The following is a 17,974-nucleotide window of genomic DNA, read 5'->3' as shown; positions in this document are numbered from 1 at the left end:
CTGAAGATCATTTTTTGTTATTTTAGCTGACAAGAATGAATTTATGCTAATTGAGGACGAGTTTAAGACCATTTATTTAAACTATAGAATCAAGGAAATTGTTCCTTTTCTTACAAGACTTACACCGGAAGATAAGAAAGAAATTGTTGCTCTTTTAAAAAAACATATCAATAAAGAATGGGGGCACAATGATATCTCTGTGTTGGCTGCTTTAGCCTGCTGTAAAACCAGTGCCGAATACGGAAAACTAAGTCCCGGATATTATTCAATACCGGTTGACAAGGTTGATGAACTGTTTGAATCCTATATTCCGGACTGGCTAGGAGAAAACTATTCGTTTTTAAAAGAATTTGACTATCTGAAAATCCTGGAATGGGAGCAGAAAGGCTATCTTAAGTTAAGTGATGAAATAAGTGCATCCCTTCTCTCATCTGCATGGGATTCAGACAATACTTCGGAAGAAATTCTATTTACCTACCCGGTTACATTAGAATCCCATATCTGGCTTCTTTTCGAATATGAAACAGAAATTACCTCAAACTATGGTAAAAGAAACTGGAAAGAGACGCTGAAAATGCTTGCTGAAGATCGTAAAATTGACAGATCAGCACTTTTAAGATCAAGTCTTAAAGCCGTAAATTTTAATTTTTCCAAAGAACACAATACGTGGTTCCTGGAACTTTTCACCTATCTTGAACCTACCCGTGAAGAAATTCTTGCATTACAGGATGAGCTGTTGATGATCTTTCATTCAACACAGACTTCATTATTCCCGGGAGTATTAAAAATTGTCAATCAGGTTCTCACAGAAAAAGCTTTTAAAACAGAAGACTTTCTTCAGGTTTCATCATCTCTGATCACACTTCCCACCAAAAATATTGTGAATGCATTATTGCTGGCTTTGGAGAAAATAGCAAAAGTAAACAGTGCTTTTCATGAAAATATCTGTCTTCTTCTGACACCTGTTTTTCTGAATAAAGATAAAGCGCTTCAGACAAAAGCAGCAAAGATCATCGCTAAATACGGAAATACAGAATCGGAAAAGTTACAGGCCGAATTAAAGCTATATACAGCATCGTTACTTTCCGATGCCGGAACATTGCTGGATAAACTTTTGATACAAAAAGAAAAACCGGGAAAGACAGAAGAACAAAATTATGAAGCTGTGCCATGGCATAGTTCTGAGCCTGTTACACCTATTCAGACCATTGATGATTTTATATTCTTTGCTCCTCAGGTTTTCAGCAATTCTGAAACCCACCACTTTGACCAGTTTCTGGAAGCACTGGTACACTTCAACGACGAGTTGGATGAAGACCATTTTAATAAGCTGGAACCGGCTTTCAAAGCAGCATTGAAAAAGAAAGGAACAGGTGGATTTCAGCATCTATTAGCCACTTTTTTTATAAACTATGGCTTATTAAAACAGGAAAAGAAATCAACGGTACTGCTTCATGCAAAATCCGAATTTCCCGACCTGGAAAACTGGTGTGAGAAAAAAACACCTTTGGTTTTCCAGGCTTATCACAAGCTTCTGTCAGGAATTTTTGAAATGTTGAAGCAGCATAAAAAACTTCCGCTTCTGTCGGTTCCTGACCATACCCCTTGCTGGATTACAGCAAACAATCTTGTGGATAAACTGAAGATCTATCAACAGCAGAGCGAACAGCCGATTCCATTTGATCTGCAAATTGCAATACTCCGGGTGAAAAAAGAAAATCTGACCAAAGCAGAACAATATGCAAAGGAACAACTGGATGAAAAATATGCTGAACTTCTGAAACCGCTTTTCAAACCGGATTATTTCAGAGAAAAATATGACAGCGTCTATCTGGATGGTAGCTTCAACCGGGAATTCAGTTACAGGAAAATCTATAAATGGAATATTACAGAAGAAATTCCTCAATTACTGGTAACCATCAGTAATAAAAAAGAACTTCCGGAAAATGCCTGTTTCCTTGATTATATATTCAACTCTTATCATGGTGTTTATCATGATGACCTGATCTCAATTTTGTATACAGCTCCTTATTTTTCAGGGTCTGTAATTTCAAAAAAATATAATGAAAATCTATCAAACTCTGATTATCAGTATGATATAAAAGGAAATGTGAACTTTCTTGATGCATGGATGAAGCTGAACCTGCCTTTTCAGCCGGTACATTATTTATTCCTGTCTGCGGGACTGTTTAATAAAGACAGAACACTTTCTGGTATGGCTTTTGAAGCCTTGATAAACAGGGTAGTTTCCGATGATTTTGAAGTCTGCGAACTGGGAACGGTAATCGGTAAAAAGATCAGTTTCGGCTGGGCTCCTGTCAAAAGATTCACAGACGGATTGTCTGGTCTTATCAATCTGAGTACCAGTCATAACCTTGCTTTTGAAAAACTGCTGACCGCCATTCTTTCAGCTGTGGAAAAGCCGGTCTTTAATCTGAAAAAACTATTAGAACTCTATTATGAGCTGCTGAATCAGAATCAGTCTGTCACAGACGAAACTGTTTCAAACCTGCTTAAAGAATGGGAAAAAGAAAATAACCTGAAAAAAATTATACATCAAATTAAAACAAATGAAAGAAAGACTTTATGAGATCCTTAATGAGGAACAAATACATGAGATTATCCCTTTTCTAAAGCGGCTTACAGCAGAAGAAAGAAAGACCCTGGTGCCTTCCATAAAAAAGATGGAGCGTGAGATCAGCAAGATTGTGATGACCAAAAATTCCTATCATACTGTAGGTTCTGCCAATCAGCATTCAATCATCGATATTGCTTCATTTGTCTGTATGGATAAAAAGAACTTCGGTAAAAATTACTGGAGTCTTTTCAGAAATGCAGAACAGGCAGAACAGATTCTGGAATGGGGATGCCCGGAATGGTTTTCTGATTTTATCAATGAATCTGTAGATGCGGAATTTACAGCTTTTAATTATCAGGACATTTTAGGATGGACGAAAAAAGGCTACGTTCAGCCCAGACCTGAATTGCTGGGACATCATCTGAGCAATTATCCCTCCAATCTGGATCAGCACCCTGAAACCCTTGAAACCCACTTCTGGTATCTGTGCGAATACCCGTCAAAATCATTGCCGTTCCGTAAAGAATGGTTTCCCCTGGTTCAAAAGCTGGTAGGAGAAAAGAAGATTGAAAGAATACGATTTTTAAGAGAATGCCTGCTGGCTGCCAACCGTAACTTTAACAAGAATGTTACAGGCTGGTTTATGGACGCATTTACTGCATTGAAGCCTACAGAAAATGAATTGATTGAACTGCAGGACGAATTGCTGGCAGGACTGGCATCTGCACAATCAAAAGCAGTTAATACCATATTGAATCACCTGAAAAAAATAGCAGGAGCCGGAATCAAAACTGAGGAACTCTCACATTATCTTCCGAATTTGTTAAGCTCAGAAGTTAAGACAGTAGTTGCTTCAGGCTTATCTCTCACAGAGAAGATTTTCCAGAGAAAGAGGCTTGATCCGGAAATGTTGGGTATGGCTTTGAGTACAGCTTTTGTAAGCAAAGATGATGGTATACAGACCAAAGCAGCTAAAATTATTCTGAAATATATTCCGCCATCTGAAAATATAAAAGAGGCATTATCTCATTATTCAGACAATATCCTGACCAATGTACGGCCTCTTCTTGAAAAATATATAGAAGACAACCAGCAGGAACTGGAAGTGATTACCACTGAAAGCCCATTCCTGATTTCAGATGCCAACAAAGTCAGGGTCCTGGAAAACTTTGAAGACCTTATGTTCTTCCTTCCGGTGGCCATTGAAGATCCATACAGCCAGCATTGTGATATTGCTTTGGACGGATTTATCAGGTTTGCGAATGAGGTGGATGCAGAATCTGTGAAACTAATAGAACCAGTATTTCTGAAAGCCTGTAAAACTATTTCAAAATGGGAAGTTCCTTATCTGAGTGTTTTACTTTGCAACCTGATTATCAATTATGGTTTGAATCTTCTGGAAAAATATCCGGATCAGCTTAAAAATCTGGAGAAAATATATAAGAAAACACTTGAAGAAGAAGCTGCCAGAGAAACCTATTCCAATTATCAGAAAAAATTAGGTCCTGTAGAGAAAGTGGGAGCAGAATCTCCTGCAATGAAAGCTTTCAGAGAACTTGCCATATACATTAATCAAAAAATAAAATCAGGAGATAATGTACCATTGCTGTTTGCCATTACCCATTCACCTTGCTGGGTATCTCCTGTAAGTCTGGTAGAAAAACTTGAAATCTATCAGAATAAAAATATTGAACCTCATTATCTTGATGTTCAGCTGGCTTTGCAACGCTGTGCTTTAGATAATATCTCAGAAGCATTGGTGCTGGCGGAAGAAAAATTAAAAGGAGAGTTTAAGGATCTTCTGCTTTTCTTCTTTGGTAAAAATGCTGTTCCGAAAGGGAAAATTGAGCATCCTTCATGGTGGATGACAGCAGGAATCACCCGTTCACCAAAAACTGTTTTTAAAGAATTTAGTAGCTTCGGGTATGATAATATCCCTGTAGAATTTATCTCAGGAGAATACCAGTGGAAGACAATCGATAACAAGAAAAATTCCTACTATCCTGTTGAACTGAATATTACAATTCCGAAATATCATCTTGAGAAAAGAAAAGAACCTTTATTCGTGGAGTATTTTGTTGCCGGTCAGAAAGAACTTTCTGAAATTCCTGCACTTATGTGGTGCTTTCCGAACACTCCTGCCAATGCTTTGGCCAAGGTAATCAAACATTGTCTTTTCTACTCAGGAATTGCTGAGGTATACGAAAGAAACCTTGTCCTGAATACCGCTCAGGCCCTGTATCAGATCAAAAAACCTCTGGATGGAATGGGGTATCTTTTCCTGGGAACCATTTTCCTGGATGGAGATAAAACCATCCGTGGGACAGCGGCTGAAATTTGGCTGGAACATGTATCTCATCAAATGATGGATAACGCCCAGCTTGGGAAAGTGATCGGCTTGCATGAAAAACTGGAATGGGCTCCTGTGAAAAGATTAACAGACCTTATACAACATCACATGCTGAATGTGAGCAAAACCCATAATGCAGCGTTAGAAGAGCTTATCTTCAATATTCTGCTTCAGATGGAAGAACCGGTAACCAACCTTAAGAAACTTTTGGAAGTGTATCACGAAGTATTGGCTTTGAACCAGTCCGAAGCCAGTGCCCCTATCCTTCAAAAACTCAATGACTGGAAAGAAAACTCAAGCCTGAAAAAAATCTGCAATCTTCTCCTAAAAAAATAAATTATGGAAGATACGCTTATTTACAACTATTCCAGGGCATCCTCTTTGGTAAGGAAAGATGCTATGGAAGAACTGTTTCTCGCCAAATACAGTGAGATACATAAAAATATCGATGCTCCCTGCTTTTTCTGGGGGAATGTTGGGCAGCCCTTTATTCTGGCCCGTTGTCTGATTACACTTTCTAATATTGTGAAATCAAGCTTTAGCCTGTCACCGTTTCAGATGGCTCTGCTTAAAGACCCTGTGGTGACAGCTGGAAATGAAAGACTTCGCTTTGAAGGATTTTCTCATTGTGCAGGAGTATATGCAAGAGTAGATGTACTGCCTGGCGGACTGGATGGAGAGTTCTTGGAAAACGGAACTACCAATGTAGACTTTAATCAGCCGATGATAACCGCTTTGGGAAGTATACGTCCCAATGAAAAGATCATGCTTTCTGTTGGTGAAAAAGAAGTGGGACTGTACAAAGAAGACAAGAAAGTCGTGGAAAGAAAAGTCCCGCTGCCAGTAAAATGGATCAAAGGCCTGGGAACAGTACAGGTCTACTTATCCGAATCAGAAAAACGACATACCTTCAACAAAATCCAGGCCCAGCAGCTATTCCGTGGAATGCCGAAAGGAGTGGTAAAATCAGACTATTATCTGATCGTAAGAGGTAATAAACCTATGTTTTCACCTGTGAAATCAACAGATGCTATGTGCGTGGGAGGTCTTCACAGGCTTCGTCTCCTGGAACCTTTGCTTTCGTATATAGATCATATGCAGGTTTTTTCACATCCTAATATGCAGTCTACAACCTGGCAGCTTTATATGGGAAATATAAGATTCAGTTTTTCTTTGTCAAGAGAAAGCTGGCGAGGCTTTTCAGGAGAAGGAGCAATACTTGAAAGCCTGATATCAGAAGTTCCTGATGAGTGGATAGATGCTTTAGATAAATATGCTTACGCCAATCAGTCATTTAATGGAACTGTACTGGCTCTTGAAGAAAATATAAGCCTTACAAAGACAGAAAATCTTACGGGAAGACTTGCTGCCATGGGATTATTGGGATATGACCTGGATGATAAAGAATTTTTCTACCGTAGATTACCTTTCAAACTGAGCCGTATTCTGGAAATGAATCCCCGCATGAAAAATGCGGAAAAACTTATTGCAGACGGAAAAGTAGAAATCCTGAATAACAGCAAAGAAAGAACCGAAGCCAGGGTAGAAGGTACCGGTGTACACCACACAGTGATCATTGAAGATGAAAAAGAACGCTGCACATGTGAATGGTTCAGCAAATACCAGGGAGAAAGAGGGCCTTGCAAACATATGCTGGCCGTAAAGAAACTGGTTAGTCATTAACAAGAATAAACTTTATAATCGCCACAAATAAAGAATTTGTGGCGATTACTATTTTCTCGCAGATCATCATTCCATAGAGTTTTCCACAAGCATCTGCGTCATCTGCAAAATCAGCGAGAGATAAATCGTAAGCGTGTAAGTCAGAAAATACATGCTGTGAAATAATAAAGAATCTTTTACATCTCATTTCTGCTTATCCATTCTTCATAGGTAATTACCCCAAGTTCCGGTTTACCTTCACCATCCAGAATAGAAATAAATTCGAGCTGGTTACCGTCCGGATCATTGAAGTAGATCGCAAGTGCAGGCATCCATGCAAATACCATAGGCTCAACCGTTCCGTTCTTGAGAAAATTGTATGGTTTCAGGTCTTTATTTTCCAAAAAGTTTACAGCATAGTTTAAAATATCCTCTTTACTGCTGGAAAAAGCAAAATGCCTCGTCTGAAGATTCTCTTTCTGTTCCCACAAGCCCAACATAAATTCTTTCCCGTCACCTACCCATAAAAATGCAATAGGTCTGGTTTCATCCCTGTGAGCCAGTTGTAATCCCAATACCTCCGTATAAAATTGTATAGCATCTTCCAAATTACTTACCTGTATATGAGTTTCATATAATCCTTTAATCATAGTTTTCATTTTAATAAAAGCAAAGCTAGAAAACAGAGGCTGGAAAAAGAGAAAATCATGATTTCTTTATATAAAATGAATGATAGACGGATTTTATGATTAGAAGATAAAAGATAAAGATCTTGCCGTTAAACAACTATTGTCTTTCTGTACAACCATTAAAATATCAATAGAGGCGGGCTTTAGCCCGGCCAAACTAAAATAAACCAAAAATTCCGATGGCTTTAGCCAAAACTTAATTCAGCACCAATAATTCAGCACATAAATCTGCGTAATCTGCACAATCAGCGAGAGATAATATGCCGTATTCAATTTTATCGGAGATAAAATCCTTGCGCCTTACCCCGCCAGTCATTAAAATACCTTCTACACCCTTGCGTATCACAACCTATCATCTGCAAAAAGTATTATTGACATTTAGCTTTTTTATAACGCTGAGCATACCAAAGAACCCATCACCATTTACATATTAAAATAAAAATTATAAAAAATACATTACGCAAAAACACTGCGCAATACAGTTTTTACTTTGCAACAGAAATCAAAGAGAAAGTATCTGGCTTTCTAAATTTCGATGTTTTGAAGGCTTTGGAAGACCGGAAATCAGCATTGAAAATGATACAGAAAGTAGTGTTGTAACAAGCACTGTTTTTTTAAATAAATAGAAAATCCTAACATTATAATCAATGGATAACAGATTTCATGAATTGTCTTCTCTTAACTTTAAAAAGGTAGATATTGGCTTAAGGGAAACGGAGTTAATAAAAGAATACGCTCGGTTAAAGTTCAATGGTGGTTTTGTACTGGCAACCATAGAGTGCTGTGATTCAGAAAAATTCAGGGATTATTTACATTCCATGTATTCGGTTACGGATGCTATGCATCTAAATATGAGGTCGGCAGCAGATGATGTTAAGGATTTTATGTATTATCTGTTGGACAGTCAGAGCTTGGCCGGTTTGGACATTTATCTCGGAAATGGTGAGGCGTTTTTATCGGTTGATCCGCCCTACGATGAATTGGAAGGATTTAGGAAGTTGGCCTTTGCTGAGCTTTCAGAAAATGAAATGAAAAAGAGACTGCTTCAAACTGCTATAAAAAGCAGCATTTATGATGATTGGAAAGTTTCAGCCGAACAGACCTCAAAAATGATCAATGATTTCAGTAGTCGGATGTTTACCGAAGACAGTCATTTTAGAAACCTTTATTTTCAACAATGGGGAAATTTTATGATTGGGCTCTTTGAAGGCTATATTTTCATAGATATTAACCGGGGACAAATTACCTTTTTCGCAGTGGATGATTATGATTAAGTGAATAAGCGATATTAATAGATGTCTTAAAAATCATTAATATCTTGAGAAGCTTATTCCCGCTTTCCACTGTATCTTTTTCGCCGGTGCTTTTTGATAAAGCTATTTCATAAAAAGATGCCGTTGCGATCGGGGCTAAAAAAAACAGACCATTATGATAAAACTTATAAATGTAATTGAAATCAGTCCGCTACTGTACGCTAAAGATGATTATGAATTGCCGGAAACTTCAGATTACCCTGATCCCGAAGAATGGTTTTCCAGATGGGAAAAAGTAGCTTCTAAACTCAATTTTAATTTTAAAATTATTGAGAAAGGATCCTATTTGGCAGATATCGGAACTATTGATGATGAAAATCTTCAAATGATCTTAGAAAACAGATTGAAGGATATTGAAGAAGATTCCGAAGAAGAAAATTTTGTACTGGCTTTTGACGGAGGGCTTGCTTTGGAAAAAAACAATACAATATATATTAAGCCGACCTGCTGTAGCGATATGTCTGATCTGAAAAACTGGCAGGATATTTTTACCAATCCGTCTGTAGAATGGACAATGATGTGGATCGGTCACCCATGGGTTCTGTACAGAAAAGAAAATGGAAAAATAAGCTTTTCAGAGTATACGGAATCCGGTGATATTGATCCCGGAAATATAAAAATTCTTGTTGAGATAGAAGAATCTGAACTCAAAGCTGAATTTGAAAAAGCACTGCAGCGGCAGACCAATTTCAAAAACAGAATTTCAGCCCTACTGAAAAAGACCGATATTAAAAATAAAGAAAGAATTGCAGGATTATTAACAGGTATGGATTAATATGTTCAAATCTGTGTTCTCAATCTTAATTAAAATGAATTCACTAAATAAAAAAAAAGATGCAACATAAATTACCTTTTCACTTTGATATGGAAACCGCCGATCCTGACGATTCCATGACCCTTGCTGTGTTGGCAACGCACCCGAAAGTTCATCTGGTGAGTGTTTCCGTACATCCTGGAGGAACCGACCAGATTGGTGTCGTACGCCATATTTTACGGATTCTTGACAGGGAAGACGTCCGCATCGGAGCCGGAACTCCCAAATCTGAAGCAAAACGTGTTTCTGATTTTCATCGGAATTGGGTGGGGAAATTCGAACACTCAGACGCTGATGATACAGCAGCCAATATCATGGCAGAAACCTTACGTCAATTTCCGGACTGTACTTTATTAACGGGAGCAGCCCTTACAAATTCGCATGCTTTATTCGAAACAGGAGTTTTCTTTGACCGTTGGTTTTGCCAGGGAGGTTTTGCAGGAGACAATATCGTTCCGAAAGAATACCGTCTGGAGAAATTCGACGGAAAACTTACATGCCCAACCTTTAATCTGAATGGTAATCCTCTTGCTGCCGAAGCACTACTTTCCATTCCAATGAAGGAAAGACGTATGATCAGTAAAAATGTTTGTCACGGTGCAGTATTTACCAAAGAAGATGCTGAATTGCTCATTCCGTTTCGCCATCACAATAAAGGGCTTAGGCTCTTCCTGGATGCGGTAGAGCTGAAAGAAAAGGCACTTCATGATACTGTAGCTGCTTTACTGGCCATTGATCCTTCAAAAGCGCTTTGGGCAGAAGTGATCCCGTATAGAAAAAGAGGAGAATGGGGCTGCCTGGAAGCAGAAAAATATCCGGAGCAACCTGCATCATTGATCACCAGTTACATTCCTGATCTCACAGATCTTTGGATGGTGATCAAACCTTAAATTAAGTGATGTAATTTTTAGTTTTGAACAGCATGAATTAGAAATAATGAGAGATTTATTTTCAAGAATCGATGAAGATCTGAAAGAAGGCAGAAAGAAAAAAGCCTGTGACAGATTAAGAAATATGATCAATCAGTTTCCGGATGATCTTTCATTGAGGAAAAAACTGGGCCAGATTTATTATGAGGCAGGTTTCCTTGATGAAGCCGGAAAATTATGGGTTTTATCAGAGCCTGAAAATAATGAAATGAAAAACGCGGTGGATATATACAGGAAATCTTTAAGCAATTCAGGAAATGCTATTCTGAAAGATATTGTGTTCAGAGGAAATAAAGCTGAACTTAACGAATATGCCATGAAAATTTTTGCAGACCTTGAAACAGACAGTCTTCAAAAAACAAACCATATACCGGATTTTAAACCTAAGACCAGAGAAAAAGGAAATTACTCTGAGTCTGCCGCTAAAAACAGTTTTCCGGAGACAGTGCTTTTCTGTCTGTTAATCGGATTGGTGATATTGCTTCCTGTTTTAGGAATCTTCAAACTTTTAGAACTGATTTCTTTATTATTTTCCCATTAAACAAACTGCGTAAAAAGAATGCGCAGAAGGTAGATAAATTTGTAAACGAAATAACTAATAACCATGAACAATTATAAACCGGATCTTAAAGAAGCAGTGTATTGAGGTTAATACTCAATACTTATGAAAAAAAATAAGACATTAAAACACATTTTCGGAATCAATGAAGATGGATGGATTGATTTCCCTGGGAAAATTTCCGGAACACAAATCTCAAGACTGATGTACGGAAATGAAATGGGTTGTTCACACTGTTTTCCACATGGCATTGAAGTGATCAATGCAAAAGAGCTGAAGTTTCAGAGAAACTGGAAAAAATACAGAAGAACCCGATGGAAAAATGAAAAGTAAGTGCCGAATTTTATGCCTTTGTAATCAGAATATTTTTAAAAATATATAAAAGCCGCAAGCGGGGAGGAGGAAATAATCTTTGTATCATAATTTTCTAAACATTCCTTTATTCCCGTTTTCGGCTTTTATAGACAATAAGTGTCGTTAGGAAAAACTTCACTATATATGATGGGAAGGAATAACGAAATCTGGTCATTCCGGAAGGTTATCCGATTGGATTCCAGTAATACGCAGCCCTTGTTTTTTATAGTTACCATTACAACAAAAGCCGATCTATTGATCGACTTTTTTCATTGTATTTTCAAGTTCCTCCTCAAACATCTGCTTCCATTTTGAAAGAGTTGTTCTGCTTATTTTGTATTTTCTGGACATATAGCTGGTGGAATGCCCGTGTTTTTTCTGATACTGAAGAAGCTTAAGCATAGTCTTTTTATCATAAGTCTTCAGCTTCTGGTTTTCTCTGGAATGCTTGAAAAGCCTATCATTGAATTTAAGCACATCTTCAGTCGTATGAAGTTTTTCAAGAAGCTCTTTGATCTTGGGATCCTTCAGTTTCTCCGGATGTTCCAGTCTCAGCATATCCTGATAGATCTTTTTATAATTGGGACGCATGTCGTTTTCGTTTATCCGTTAATAGTATCACTCTTCTGAAGCCATCTGTGCAGAGTACTCTTAGGAATAGAATATTCTTTAATGACGTCGCTCTGTGTCATTTCCCCGGATAGAATTCTTTTCATAATAAAATCTTTGATCTCCTGGGTGTAGATATTTTTCCTGAAATAAGGAATCTTATCAGACTTCTGCTGTGCTTTATGTGCTGCTGAAGGAGGTGCATATAAAATCAGGTGAGAGCTGTACAGTCTGAAAAAATCATATTCCAGTAATTTGCTCCACCTTAGAAGAAGATCCGCATCTATAGATTTACTGGCGTACATCCTTTCCACAGATTCTTCATCACTGCCCAAAAATTTGCAGATCCTCTCCATAGCTATTTCATTATCATCAACCCTTTCCTTAATAAACTGTCCAATATGGATTTCTTTATATAACATTTTTACTGAATATTATCTTTAAATTAAAACTTATGCATCAAAAAACGGAAATAGGCGATAAATATTATCATGCATGGCAGAATATAATTCACTTAAATTTGAAATTGAGAAAAAGCAAAACCCAATATTCTGAAATTCTGAAAATAACCTGTAGGATGGAAATCTTCAGAAATCAGTCCGGGATTGACGTGATTCGTTAAAAGGAAATATTAATTGTCACTTTAATGTATCCTTGGAAATATATTCCTTATGGTCATGGGCTTATCACTCTTCTTTTTTCAAACTTCTTTTCCTGCCATTTGTGTGAATAATATATAACCTATTAAAGTTCCTTCATGCAACTCTATTTTTCTAAGCTGTTTTTTGATAAACAGCTGCTTACATGTCGAATGTTTTTGTTAGTACCGGATAATCACTTATCTGCATTCAAATGTAAACAAAAATTAAAAGCAAAAACAGAAAGAAATACAAAAAAGTCTGGTTATCATCCAATTTTAATTAAAATTAACATATTATGTGAACAGAAGTGTGAATTATTTGAAAACGTTTTATGGATCTAAAAAACAGAATGAGAAAAAATTGTGTACCATCCGGTAAGTATATACCTTTGCCCCGCAATGAAAAATACCATAAGCTTATTCGACTTTTCGACAAAAATCAATTATAAAAATGAGTTGCTGGCAGGGTTTACCGTAGCGATGACCATGATTCCCGAGTCTCTTTCATTTGCGATTCTGGCCGGTCTTTCTCCGCTTACAGGACTTTATGCAGCTTTTATGATGGGGTTGGTGACGGCAGTTTTGGGCGGTCGCCCGGGAATGGTTTCCGGAGGGGCAGGAGCCACTATTGTTGTACTGATCGCACTTATAAAATTTCATGGAGTAGAATACCTTTTTGCTACTGTTGCGCTGGCGGGAATTCTTCAGATGATGGTAGGACTTTTTAAGCTGGGAAAATTTGTCAGACTGATTCCACAGCCGGTAATGTACGGATTTCTGAATGGTCTCGCCGTCATCATTTTTATGGCACAGATCGAACAGTTTAAAATTACAGACAATAACGGAGCAGTGAGCTGGCTCCAGGGAAGTGCCTTATATGTAATGGCAGGCTTAACCGCCCTTACTATTGCTGTGGTGTATTTCTTTCCGAAAATAACAAAAGCCATCCCTGCATCTTTAGCGGCTATTATTGTCATATTTGCTGTAGTGCTGGGGTTCAATATTCAGACTAAAACAGTAGCAGATATTGCCCATATCAGTGGAAGTCTTCCAAGCTTTCATATTCCACAGATTCCTTTTTCCCTTGAAACCTTACAGGTCATTTTCCCTTATGCACTGATTATGGCAGGAGTAGGCCTGATCGAATCCCTTCTGACGTTATCAATGGTTGATGAAATCACCAATACCAAAGGAAGCGCTAATAAAGAATCGGTAGCACAGGGAGTAGCGAATATTACCAACGGTTTTTTCGGTGGAATGGGAGGATGTGCCATGGTGGCGCAGACGCTGGTTAACCTTAATGCAGGTTCCAGAGCCAGGCTATCAGGAATTATTGCCTCCGTCATGATTCTGATCATTATTCTGTTTGGTGCTCCTGTCATTGAGAAAATTCCGATGGCGGCATTGGTAGGTGTGATGATGATGGTTGCCATCAGTACCTTTCAGTGGGTTTCTATCAGGATTGTCAACAAAATGCCACGGTCTGACATATTTGTAGGAATTACAGTCGCTCTGATCACGATTCTTCTTCATAACCTTGCCCTGGCAGTATTGGTAGGAGTAATTATCTCCGCCCTGGTTTTTGCCTGGGACAATGCCAAAAGGATTCGTGCAAGAAAGCATATCGATGAAAACGGTGTAAAGCATTACGAAATCTATGGCCCATTGTTTTTTGGTTCCGCTACCTCTTTTGCTGAAAAATTTGACCCGGTAAATGACCCCGATGAGGTTGTCATTGACTTTAAAGAAAGCCGTATCGTAGATATGAGTGCGATTGATGCACTGGATAAGCTTTCCAAACGGTATAAACAGCAAGATAAAACATTACGTTTACGTCACCTTAGCGAAGATTGTAGGAAAATATTGAAAAATGCGGAAGCAGTAGTTGAAATAGATATTCAGGAAGATCCGACGTATAAGGTGATGCCGGAAAAATAAGAAAGAAGTCAATCAGTGAATTTTGCTTCGCAAGTGAATCGTGAATTTTTGTAGTATGAAAAAATTGACAGCTCAGCGAATTGACGATTGACTTTTCACTATAAAAACTCCTCATAACCAGACAAGGACTGTAAGAAAAAATCTACAGTCCCTGCTTGTTTAAGTGATTAATGTATTGGCAATGAAATCGGGTACTAATGCATAGCGTGACAATTTCATACTGATGGAAGCTCTTCCGCTTGTAAGTGTTCTCAGATCAGAAATATACCCGAATGTAGAAGCCAACGGAATTTCTGCGGTAAAGATCTTTCTTCCTGATTTCTCATCAATGGAAGTAATGATTCCTCTTCTCCGGTTGATATCCGCAGTAATGGCTCCCATATATTCTTCAATACTCTGAATTTCAACCTGCATAACAGGTTCCAGAAGCTTTGGACTGCATTTTCCGGCAGCAGCTCTGAATCCTTCTCTCGCAGCAATTTCAAAATCAAAAGCTGCAGAATCCTGAGCATGGAAAGAACCGTCCAGAAGAGTGATTTTCATACTTTCCAAAGGATAACCTTTCAACGGTCCATGTTCCATGGCTTCCCTGAAACCTTTCTCAACGGAAGGAATGAATTCCGTCGGAATAACTCCTCCTTTGATCATATTGATGAATTGCAGCCCATATTCATGATCATCTCTTGGTCCGATTTCAAAACTGATATCGGCAAACTGTCCGCTTCCGCCGTTTTGTTTTGAAAGCTTTTCCCTGTGAGTCACTGTTTCCGCTAAGATCTCACGATAAGATACTTTAGGTTTCCCCTGATTGATCTCTATCCCATGATTCAAACGGATTTTTTCCAAAGTAACTTCAAGGTGTAATTCTCCCAATCCGCTTAATAAGGTCTCCCCGGTTTGCCTGTCCCTTTCAACAACTAAAGAGGGATCTTCCTCCTGAATTTTTGCCAGAACCAGACCGAAAGACTTCTCATCACTATTGGTTTTAGGTTCTATCGAAATCCTGATCACAGGAGCCGGAATCGTAATGGACTCAAGCAAAACAGGTTTTTCAACAGAGGATAAAGAATCACCTGTTTTGGCATCTTTTATTCCCGTTAACGCTACAATATCACCAGCTTTGCCTTCCTCTACAGATAAAGTTTTGTCAGATTGCATCTGTAAAATCCTGGAAATTCTGAAGCTTTCTCCGGTTCTTACATTCAGAACGGTATCTCCGGACCTGATCTTGCCGGAATAAATACGGAGCATAGCCAGTCTTCCCATATGCTTATCGATAACAACCTTAAAAACAAGTCCCGAAAAAACTTCCGAGGTATTTCTTTCAAGCTCTATCGTTTCTTCTGTATGAGGATCTTTGCCTTTAACATCTGCAAGCTGATCCGGAGACGGAAGATAAGTGACAACAGCATCAAGAAGAGGCTGAACCCCTTTGTTCTTAAATGCAGAGCCACACAGGACGGGAACTGCTGTGCCGGATTGACATACTTTTTGTACGGCTTCCGTGATCATTTCCGATGTAATTCCGTGTTCAGTATCCATAAAAATCTCAAAGAAATCCTCATCGTATTCAGCCAGCATCTCCATCAGCTTCATTCTGTATTCATCGGCTTCAGTCTGGTAGTCTTCAGGAATTTCCTTTTCTATGATGGTTTCTCCGTTTTCATCTGCCCAGTAAAGCGCTTTCTGACGGATCAGATCAATGACTCCTTCAAAGCTGTCTTCAGCACCAATCGGGATTTGAAGAGCAAGAGGAACAGCATTCAGTTTCGTTTCGATCTCTTGAAGAACGGCAAAAAAATCGGCTCCTATTCTGTCCATTTTATTGATGAAGCAGATCTTTGAGGCTCCGTGTTTCTCAGCCTGGAACCATACATTTTCCGTTTGTGGCTGAACTCCCGAAGAAGCACAGAAAACAGCCACAACACTGTCGAGTACTCTTAACGAACGCTCAACTTCCACTGCAAAATCAATGTGACCGGGCGTGTCGATAATATTGATATTATAGACTGTACTATCTTTTTTCCATTGTGTGGAAACCGCAGCTGATGAAATGGTGATACCCCGGTTCTTTTCCTGAATGTCTTTATCCATCATCGTATTGCCATCATCTACGTTACCGATTTTATGTATGAGTCCTGTGTAATACAGAAGTCTTTCTGATAAAGTTGTCTTTCCTGCGTCTACATGAGCTATGATTCCTATATTTCTTGTGTTATATTTCATTTTGATTGATTTAAATTGTTGATTTTGAATATTCTGCTGAAAAATGCTGCTGAAAAAATAAACACAACGAAGACCCTGGCCTGATGGATATTCAGGTCAGAAAAAAATGTAAAAGTATTTCGTACGTTGATTGTGTATTTTTCAGAACAGATCTTAGCAAACAACAGAAGTTCTTTGAATAGTTAAAGTCTGAAAGCAGGGCAGCAAAAAAGACCTGTCCGAATAGACAGGTCTTTAATTATATTTTAATAATAAAGATCTATGGAACTATTCAGATAAATATTTAGTGCTGCCAAAGAACACAGCTCTGACAGGGTTACTTAAAGTTATAATATTTATCATTTTTGTTGACATTGTTGATTGTTAACCGGTTGCGAAATTATATTATTTTTTTTAATCCACAATAATTTTTTTAAAATATTTTTTGTGATCGGAGATGAACAGGTTTTAAATCCATCTGTATTTTGCCTCCAAATACGCAGGAATTCATAAAAATATCTTAAAACAGAGAAGTATATAACGCAATTATGATAAAAATTTTATCTTTGGGAAGATATAGATATTTAAACACTTGTTGATGATTCATAAATTATAAATCTTTTTCAAGAAGCTAAATAAAACTTTTAACTTAAAACATATTGAAAACAGATATTGACATTCACAACCACTGTCATTTTTCCTTTGACCTGTGGCTCACCCTAATCAAATCTCATCCTGAATTTAAAACAAAAAGAGTTGAGCTGTTCTCCTCATTTTTTAATGTAGAAAAACCTATCGGTGATATTGCAAAAACCGTAAAATATTATGATGATCTTTGCAATACCATCAATGAAGTGACTGGAGGGAATATAGATACTTTCGAGATCTATCTGATGATATTGGGCGCACTGGATGTGGATGTTAAGCTTTTAAATAAGGAAAAACTGAATGAATTTTATGTGAAAAGCGAAGAGTTGTTCCTGGAATATAAACCTGTTGTCATTTTTGAAAATATTCATACCTTTTTTGGGGAAATCAAAAATCAGGGAAAAACCATTAATATTCTGAGCAATACAGGATTTATAAAAGGAACGACGATGAGAAAATTTCTGATTCACGAAAACCTGGATCAGTACATTGATTTCCATATCTATTCTGATGAAATCAACTGTTCCAAACCGAATCCTCTTATTTTTCAGGAAGTGAAAAATAACATCATTGATCAGGATTTACCCTTACATCAGGTATTGCACATCGGAGACAATCCGGTGGCGGATTATCAGGGAGCCAAAGCTTTCGGTTTCAATGCCCATTTACTTAAACACTAAATAAAC

General features: G+C 37.9%; 15 protein-coding genes. 10 read left to right on the top strand and 5 right to left on the bottom strand.

Annotation, left to right across the window (positions count from 1 at the left end):
- Nucleotides 1-43 precede the first annotated feature (43 nt).
- Genes ACTJJF_RS18960 through ACTJJF_RS18950 form a run of 3 tightly spaced genes read left to right on the top strand, consistent with a single transcriptional unit; the run spans nucleotide 44 to nucleotide 6,611 of the window.
- Nucleotides 44-2,590, top strand: coding sequence for a DUF6493 family protein (locus ACTJJF_RS18960; protein ID WP_440700664.1), 2,547 nt, complete (start codon nucleotides 44-46; stop codon nucleotides 2,588-2,590).
- Entirely contained in the window at nucleotides 2,571-5,264 is a 2,694-nt protein-coding gene (locus tag ACTJJF_RS18955) for a DUF6493 family protein (RefSeq protein WP_440700663.1), read from the top strand. Before ACTJJF_RS18960 ends, ACTJJF_RS18955 begins: the two co-directional genes overlap by 20 nt.
- Nucleotides 5,265-5,267: 3 nt before the next feature.
- The gene (locus ACTJJF_RS18950) at nucleotides 5,268-6,611 is read left to right on the top strand and encodes an SWIM zinc finger family protein (protein ID WP_440700662.1); all 1,344 of its coding nucleotides are present in this window, start codon (nucleotides 5,268-5,270) and stop codon (nucleotides 6,609-6,611) included.
- Here ACTJJF_RS18950 and ACTJJF_RS18945 read toward each other — a convergent pair.
- Together ACTJJF_RS18945 and ACTJJF_RS18940 are read right to left on the bottom strand one after the other, a co-directional pair.
- Nucleotides 6,601-6,798, bottom strand: a complete 198-nt coding sequence (locus ACTJJF_RS18945) for a hypothetical protein (RefSeq protein ID WP_440700661.1) — start codon at nucleotides 6,796-6,798, stop codon at nucleotides 6,601-6,603. The two genes, ACTJJF_RS18950 and ACTJJF_RS18945, sit on opposite strands and share 11 nt — an antisense overlap.
- On the bottom strand, nucleotides 6,788-7,240 hold the full coding sequence (locus ACTJJF_RS18940) for a VOC family protein (RefSeq protein ID WP_440700660.1): 453 nt from the start codon (nucleotides 7,238-7,240) through the stop codon (nucleotides 6,788-6,790). The genes ACTJJF_RS18945 and ACTJJF_RS18940 overlap by 11 nt, the downstream gene beginning before the upstream one ends.
- Nucleotides 7,241-7,926: 686 nt before the next feature.
- Between ACTJJF_RS18940 and ACTJJF_RS18935 the strand changes: the two genes are divergently transcribed.
- From ACTJJF_RS18935 to ACTJJF_RS18915, 5 genes are all read left to right on the top strand, one after another.
- The gene (locus tag ACTJJF_RS18935; RefSeq protein ID WP_440700659.1) at nucleotides 7,927-8,553 is read left to right on the top strand and encodes a hypothetical protein; all 627 of its coding nucleotides are present in this window, start codon (nucleotides 7,927-7,929) and stop codon (nucleotides 8,551-8,553) included.
- A 154-nt stretch (nucleotides 8,554-8,707) separates the two neighbouring features.
- Nucleotides 8,708-9,367 carry a hypothetical protein gene (locus ACTJJF_RS18930; RefSeq protein ID WP_440700658.1) on the top strand — a complete coding sequence of 220 codons (660 nt, stop codon included), beginning with the start codon at nucleotides 8,708-8,710 and terminating at the stop codon, nucleotides 9,365-9,367.
- 59 nt (nucleotides 9,368-9,426) lie between these two features.
- Nucleotides 9,427-10,296, top strand: a complete 870-nt coding sequence (locus tag ACTJJF_RS18925; RefSeq protein ID WP_440700657.1) for a nucleoside hydrolase — start codon at nucleotides 9,427-9,429, stop codon at nucleotides 10,294-10,296.
- A 46-nt stretch (nucleotides 10,297-10,342) separates the two neighbouring features.
- Entirely contained in the window at nucleotides 10,343-10,876 is a 534-nt protein-coding gene (locus ACTJJF_RS18920; RefSeq protein WP_440700656.1) for a DUF6584 family protein, read from the top strand.
- A gap of 123 nt (nucleotides 10,877-10,999) precedes the next feature.
- Nucleotides 11,000-11,227, top strand: a complete 228-nt coding sequence (locus ACTJJF_RS18915; protein WP_312301997.1) for a phosphate ABC transporter substrate-binding protein — start codon at nucleotides 11,000-11,002, stop codon at nucleotides 11,225-11,227.
- Nucleotides 11,228-11,500: 273 nt separating this feature from the next.
- On the opposite strand, the gene ACTJJF_RS18910 is transcribed toward ACTJJF_RS18915, so the two are convergent.
- The gene (locus ACTJJF_RS18910; protein ID WP_440700655.1) at nucleotides 11,501-11,839 is read right to left on the bottom strand and encodes a helix-turn-helix domain-containing protein; all 339 of its coding nucleotides are present in this window, start codon (nucleotides 11,837-11,839) and stop codon (nucleotides 11,501-11,503) included.
- An 11-nt stretch (nucleotides 11,840-11,850) separates the two neighbouring features.
- Nucleotides 11,851-12,279 (bottom strand): transposase, encoded by a 429-nt coding sequence (locus tag ACTJJF_RS18905; protein ID WP_312302001.1) that lies wholly within the window; start codon nucleotides 12,277-12,279, stop codon nucleotides 11,851-11,853.
- Between the two features lie 617 nt (nucleotides 12,280-12,896).
- On the opposite strand from ACTJJF_RS18905, the gene ACTJJF_RS18900 reads away from it, so the two are divergent.
- The gene (locus tag ACTJJF_RS18900) at nucleotides 12,897-14,435 is read left to right on the top strand and encodes a SulP family inorganic anion transporter (protein ID WP_440700654.1); all 1,539 of its coding nucleotides are present in this window, start codon (nucleotides 12,897-12,899) and stop codon (nucleotides 14,433-14,435) included.
- A gap of 159 nt (nucleotides 14,436-14,594) precedes the next feature.
- On the opposite strand, the gene fusA is transcribed toward ACTJJF_RS18900, so the two are convergent.
- Nucleotides 14,595-16,661, bottom strand: coding sequence for an elongation factor G (fusA, locus tag ACTJJF_RS18895; protein WP_440700653.1), 2,067 nt, complete (start codon nucleotides 16,659-16,661; stop codon nucleotides 14,595-14,597).
- 638 nt (nucleotides 16,662-17,299) lie between these two features.
- Here fusA and ACTJJF_RS18890 point away from each other — a divergent pair.
- The gene (locus ACTJJF_RS18890) at nucleotides 17,300-17,968 is read left to right on the top strand and encodes an HAD family hydrolase (protein WP_440700652.1); all 669 of its coding nucleotides are present in this window, start codon (nucleotides 17,300-17,302) and stop codon (nucleotides 17,966-17,968) included.
- The last annotated feature ends 6 nt before the right edge of the window (nucleotides 17,969-17,974 follow it).

It is taken from the genome of Chryseobacterium sp. 22458 (assembly GCF_052044975.1).
Lineage (GTDB): Bacteria > Bacteroidota > Bacteroidia > Flavobacteriales > Weeksellaceae > Chryseobacterium.
This window is presented reverse-complemented; position numbering and strand designations above follow the sequence as displayed.

Bases quoted from the DNA above. Each gene is read 5' to 3' on its own strand.
- ACTJJF_RS18900 (WP_440700654.1), top strand. From the start codon at position 12,897: ATGAAAAATACCATAAGCTTATTCGACTTTTCGACAAAAATCAATTAT.
- fusA (WP_440700653.1), bottom strand. From the start codon at position 16,661: ATGAAATATAACACAAGAAATATAGGAATCATAGCTCATGTAGACGCA.
- ACTJJF_RS18910 (WP_440700655.1), bottom strand. From the start codon at position 11,839: ATGCGTCCCAATTATAAAAAGATCTATCAGGATATGCTGAGACTGGAA.
- ACTJJF_RS18935 (WP_440700659.1), top strand. From the start codon at position 7,927: ATGGATAACAGATTTCATGAATTGTCTTCTCTTAACTTTAAAAAGGTA.
- ACTJJF_RS18930 (WP_440700658.1), top strand. From the start codon at position 8,708: ATGATAAAACTTATAAATGTAATTGAAATCAGTCCGCTACTGTACGCT.
- ACTJJF_RS18960 (WP_440700664.1), top strand. From the start codon at position 44: ATGCTAATTGAGGACGAGTTTAAGACCATTTATTTAAACTATAGAATC.
- ACTJJF_RS18955 (WP_440700663.1), top strand. From the start codon at position 2,571: ATGAAAGAAAGACTTTATGAGATCCTTAATGAGGAACAAATACATGAG.
- ACTJJF_RS18940 (WP_440700660.1), bottom strand. From the start codon at position 7,240: ATGATTAAAGGATTATATGAAACTCATATACAGGTAAGTAATTTGGAA.
- ACTJJF_RS18905 (WP_312302001.1), bottom strand. From the start codon at position 12,279: ATGTTATATAAAGAAATCCATATTGGACAGTTTATTAAGGAAAGGGTT.
- ACTJJF_RS18925 (WP_440700657.1), top strand. From the start codon at position 9,427: ATGCAACATAAATTACCTTTTCACTTTGATATGGAAACCGCCGATCCT.
- ACTJJF_RS18920 (WP_440700656.1), top strand. From the start codon at position 10,343: ATGAGAGATTTATTTTCAAGAATCGATGAAGATCTGAAAGAAGGCAGA.
- ACTJJF_RS18950 (WP_440700662.1), top strand. From the start codon at position 5,268: ATGGAAGATACGCTTATTTACAACTATTCCAGGGCATCCTCTTTGGTA.
- ACTJJF_RS18945 (WP_440700661.1), bottom strand. From the start codon at position 6,798: ATGAGATGTAAAAGATTCTTTATTATTTCACAGCATGTATTTTCTGAC.
- ACTJJF_RS18915 (WP_312301997.1), top strand. From the start codon at position 11,000: ATGAAAAAAAATAAGACATTAAAACACATTTTCGGAATCAATGAAGAT.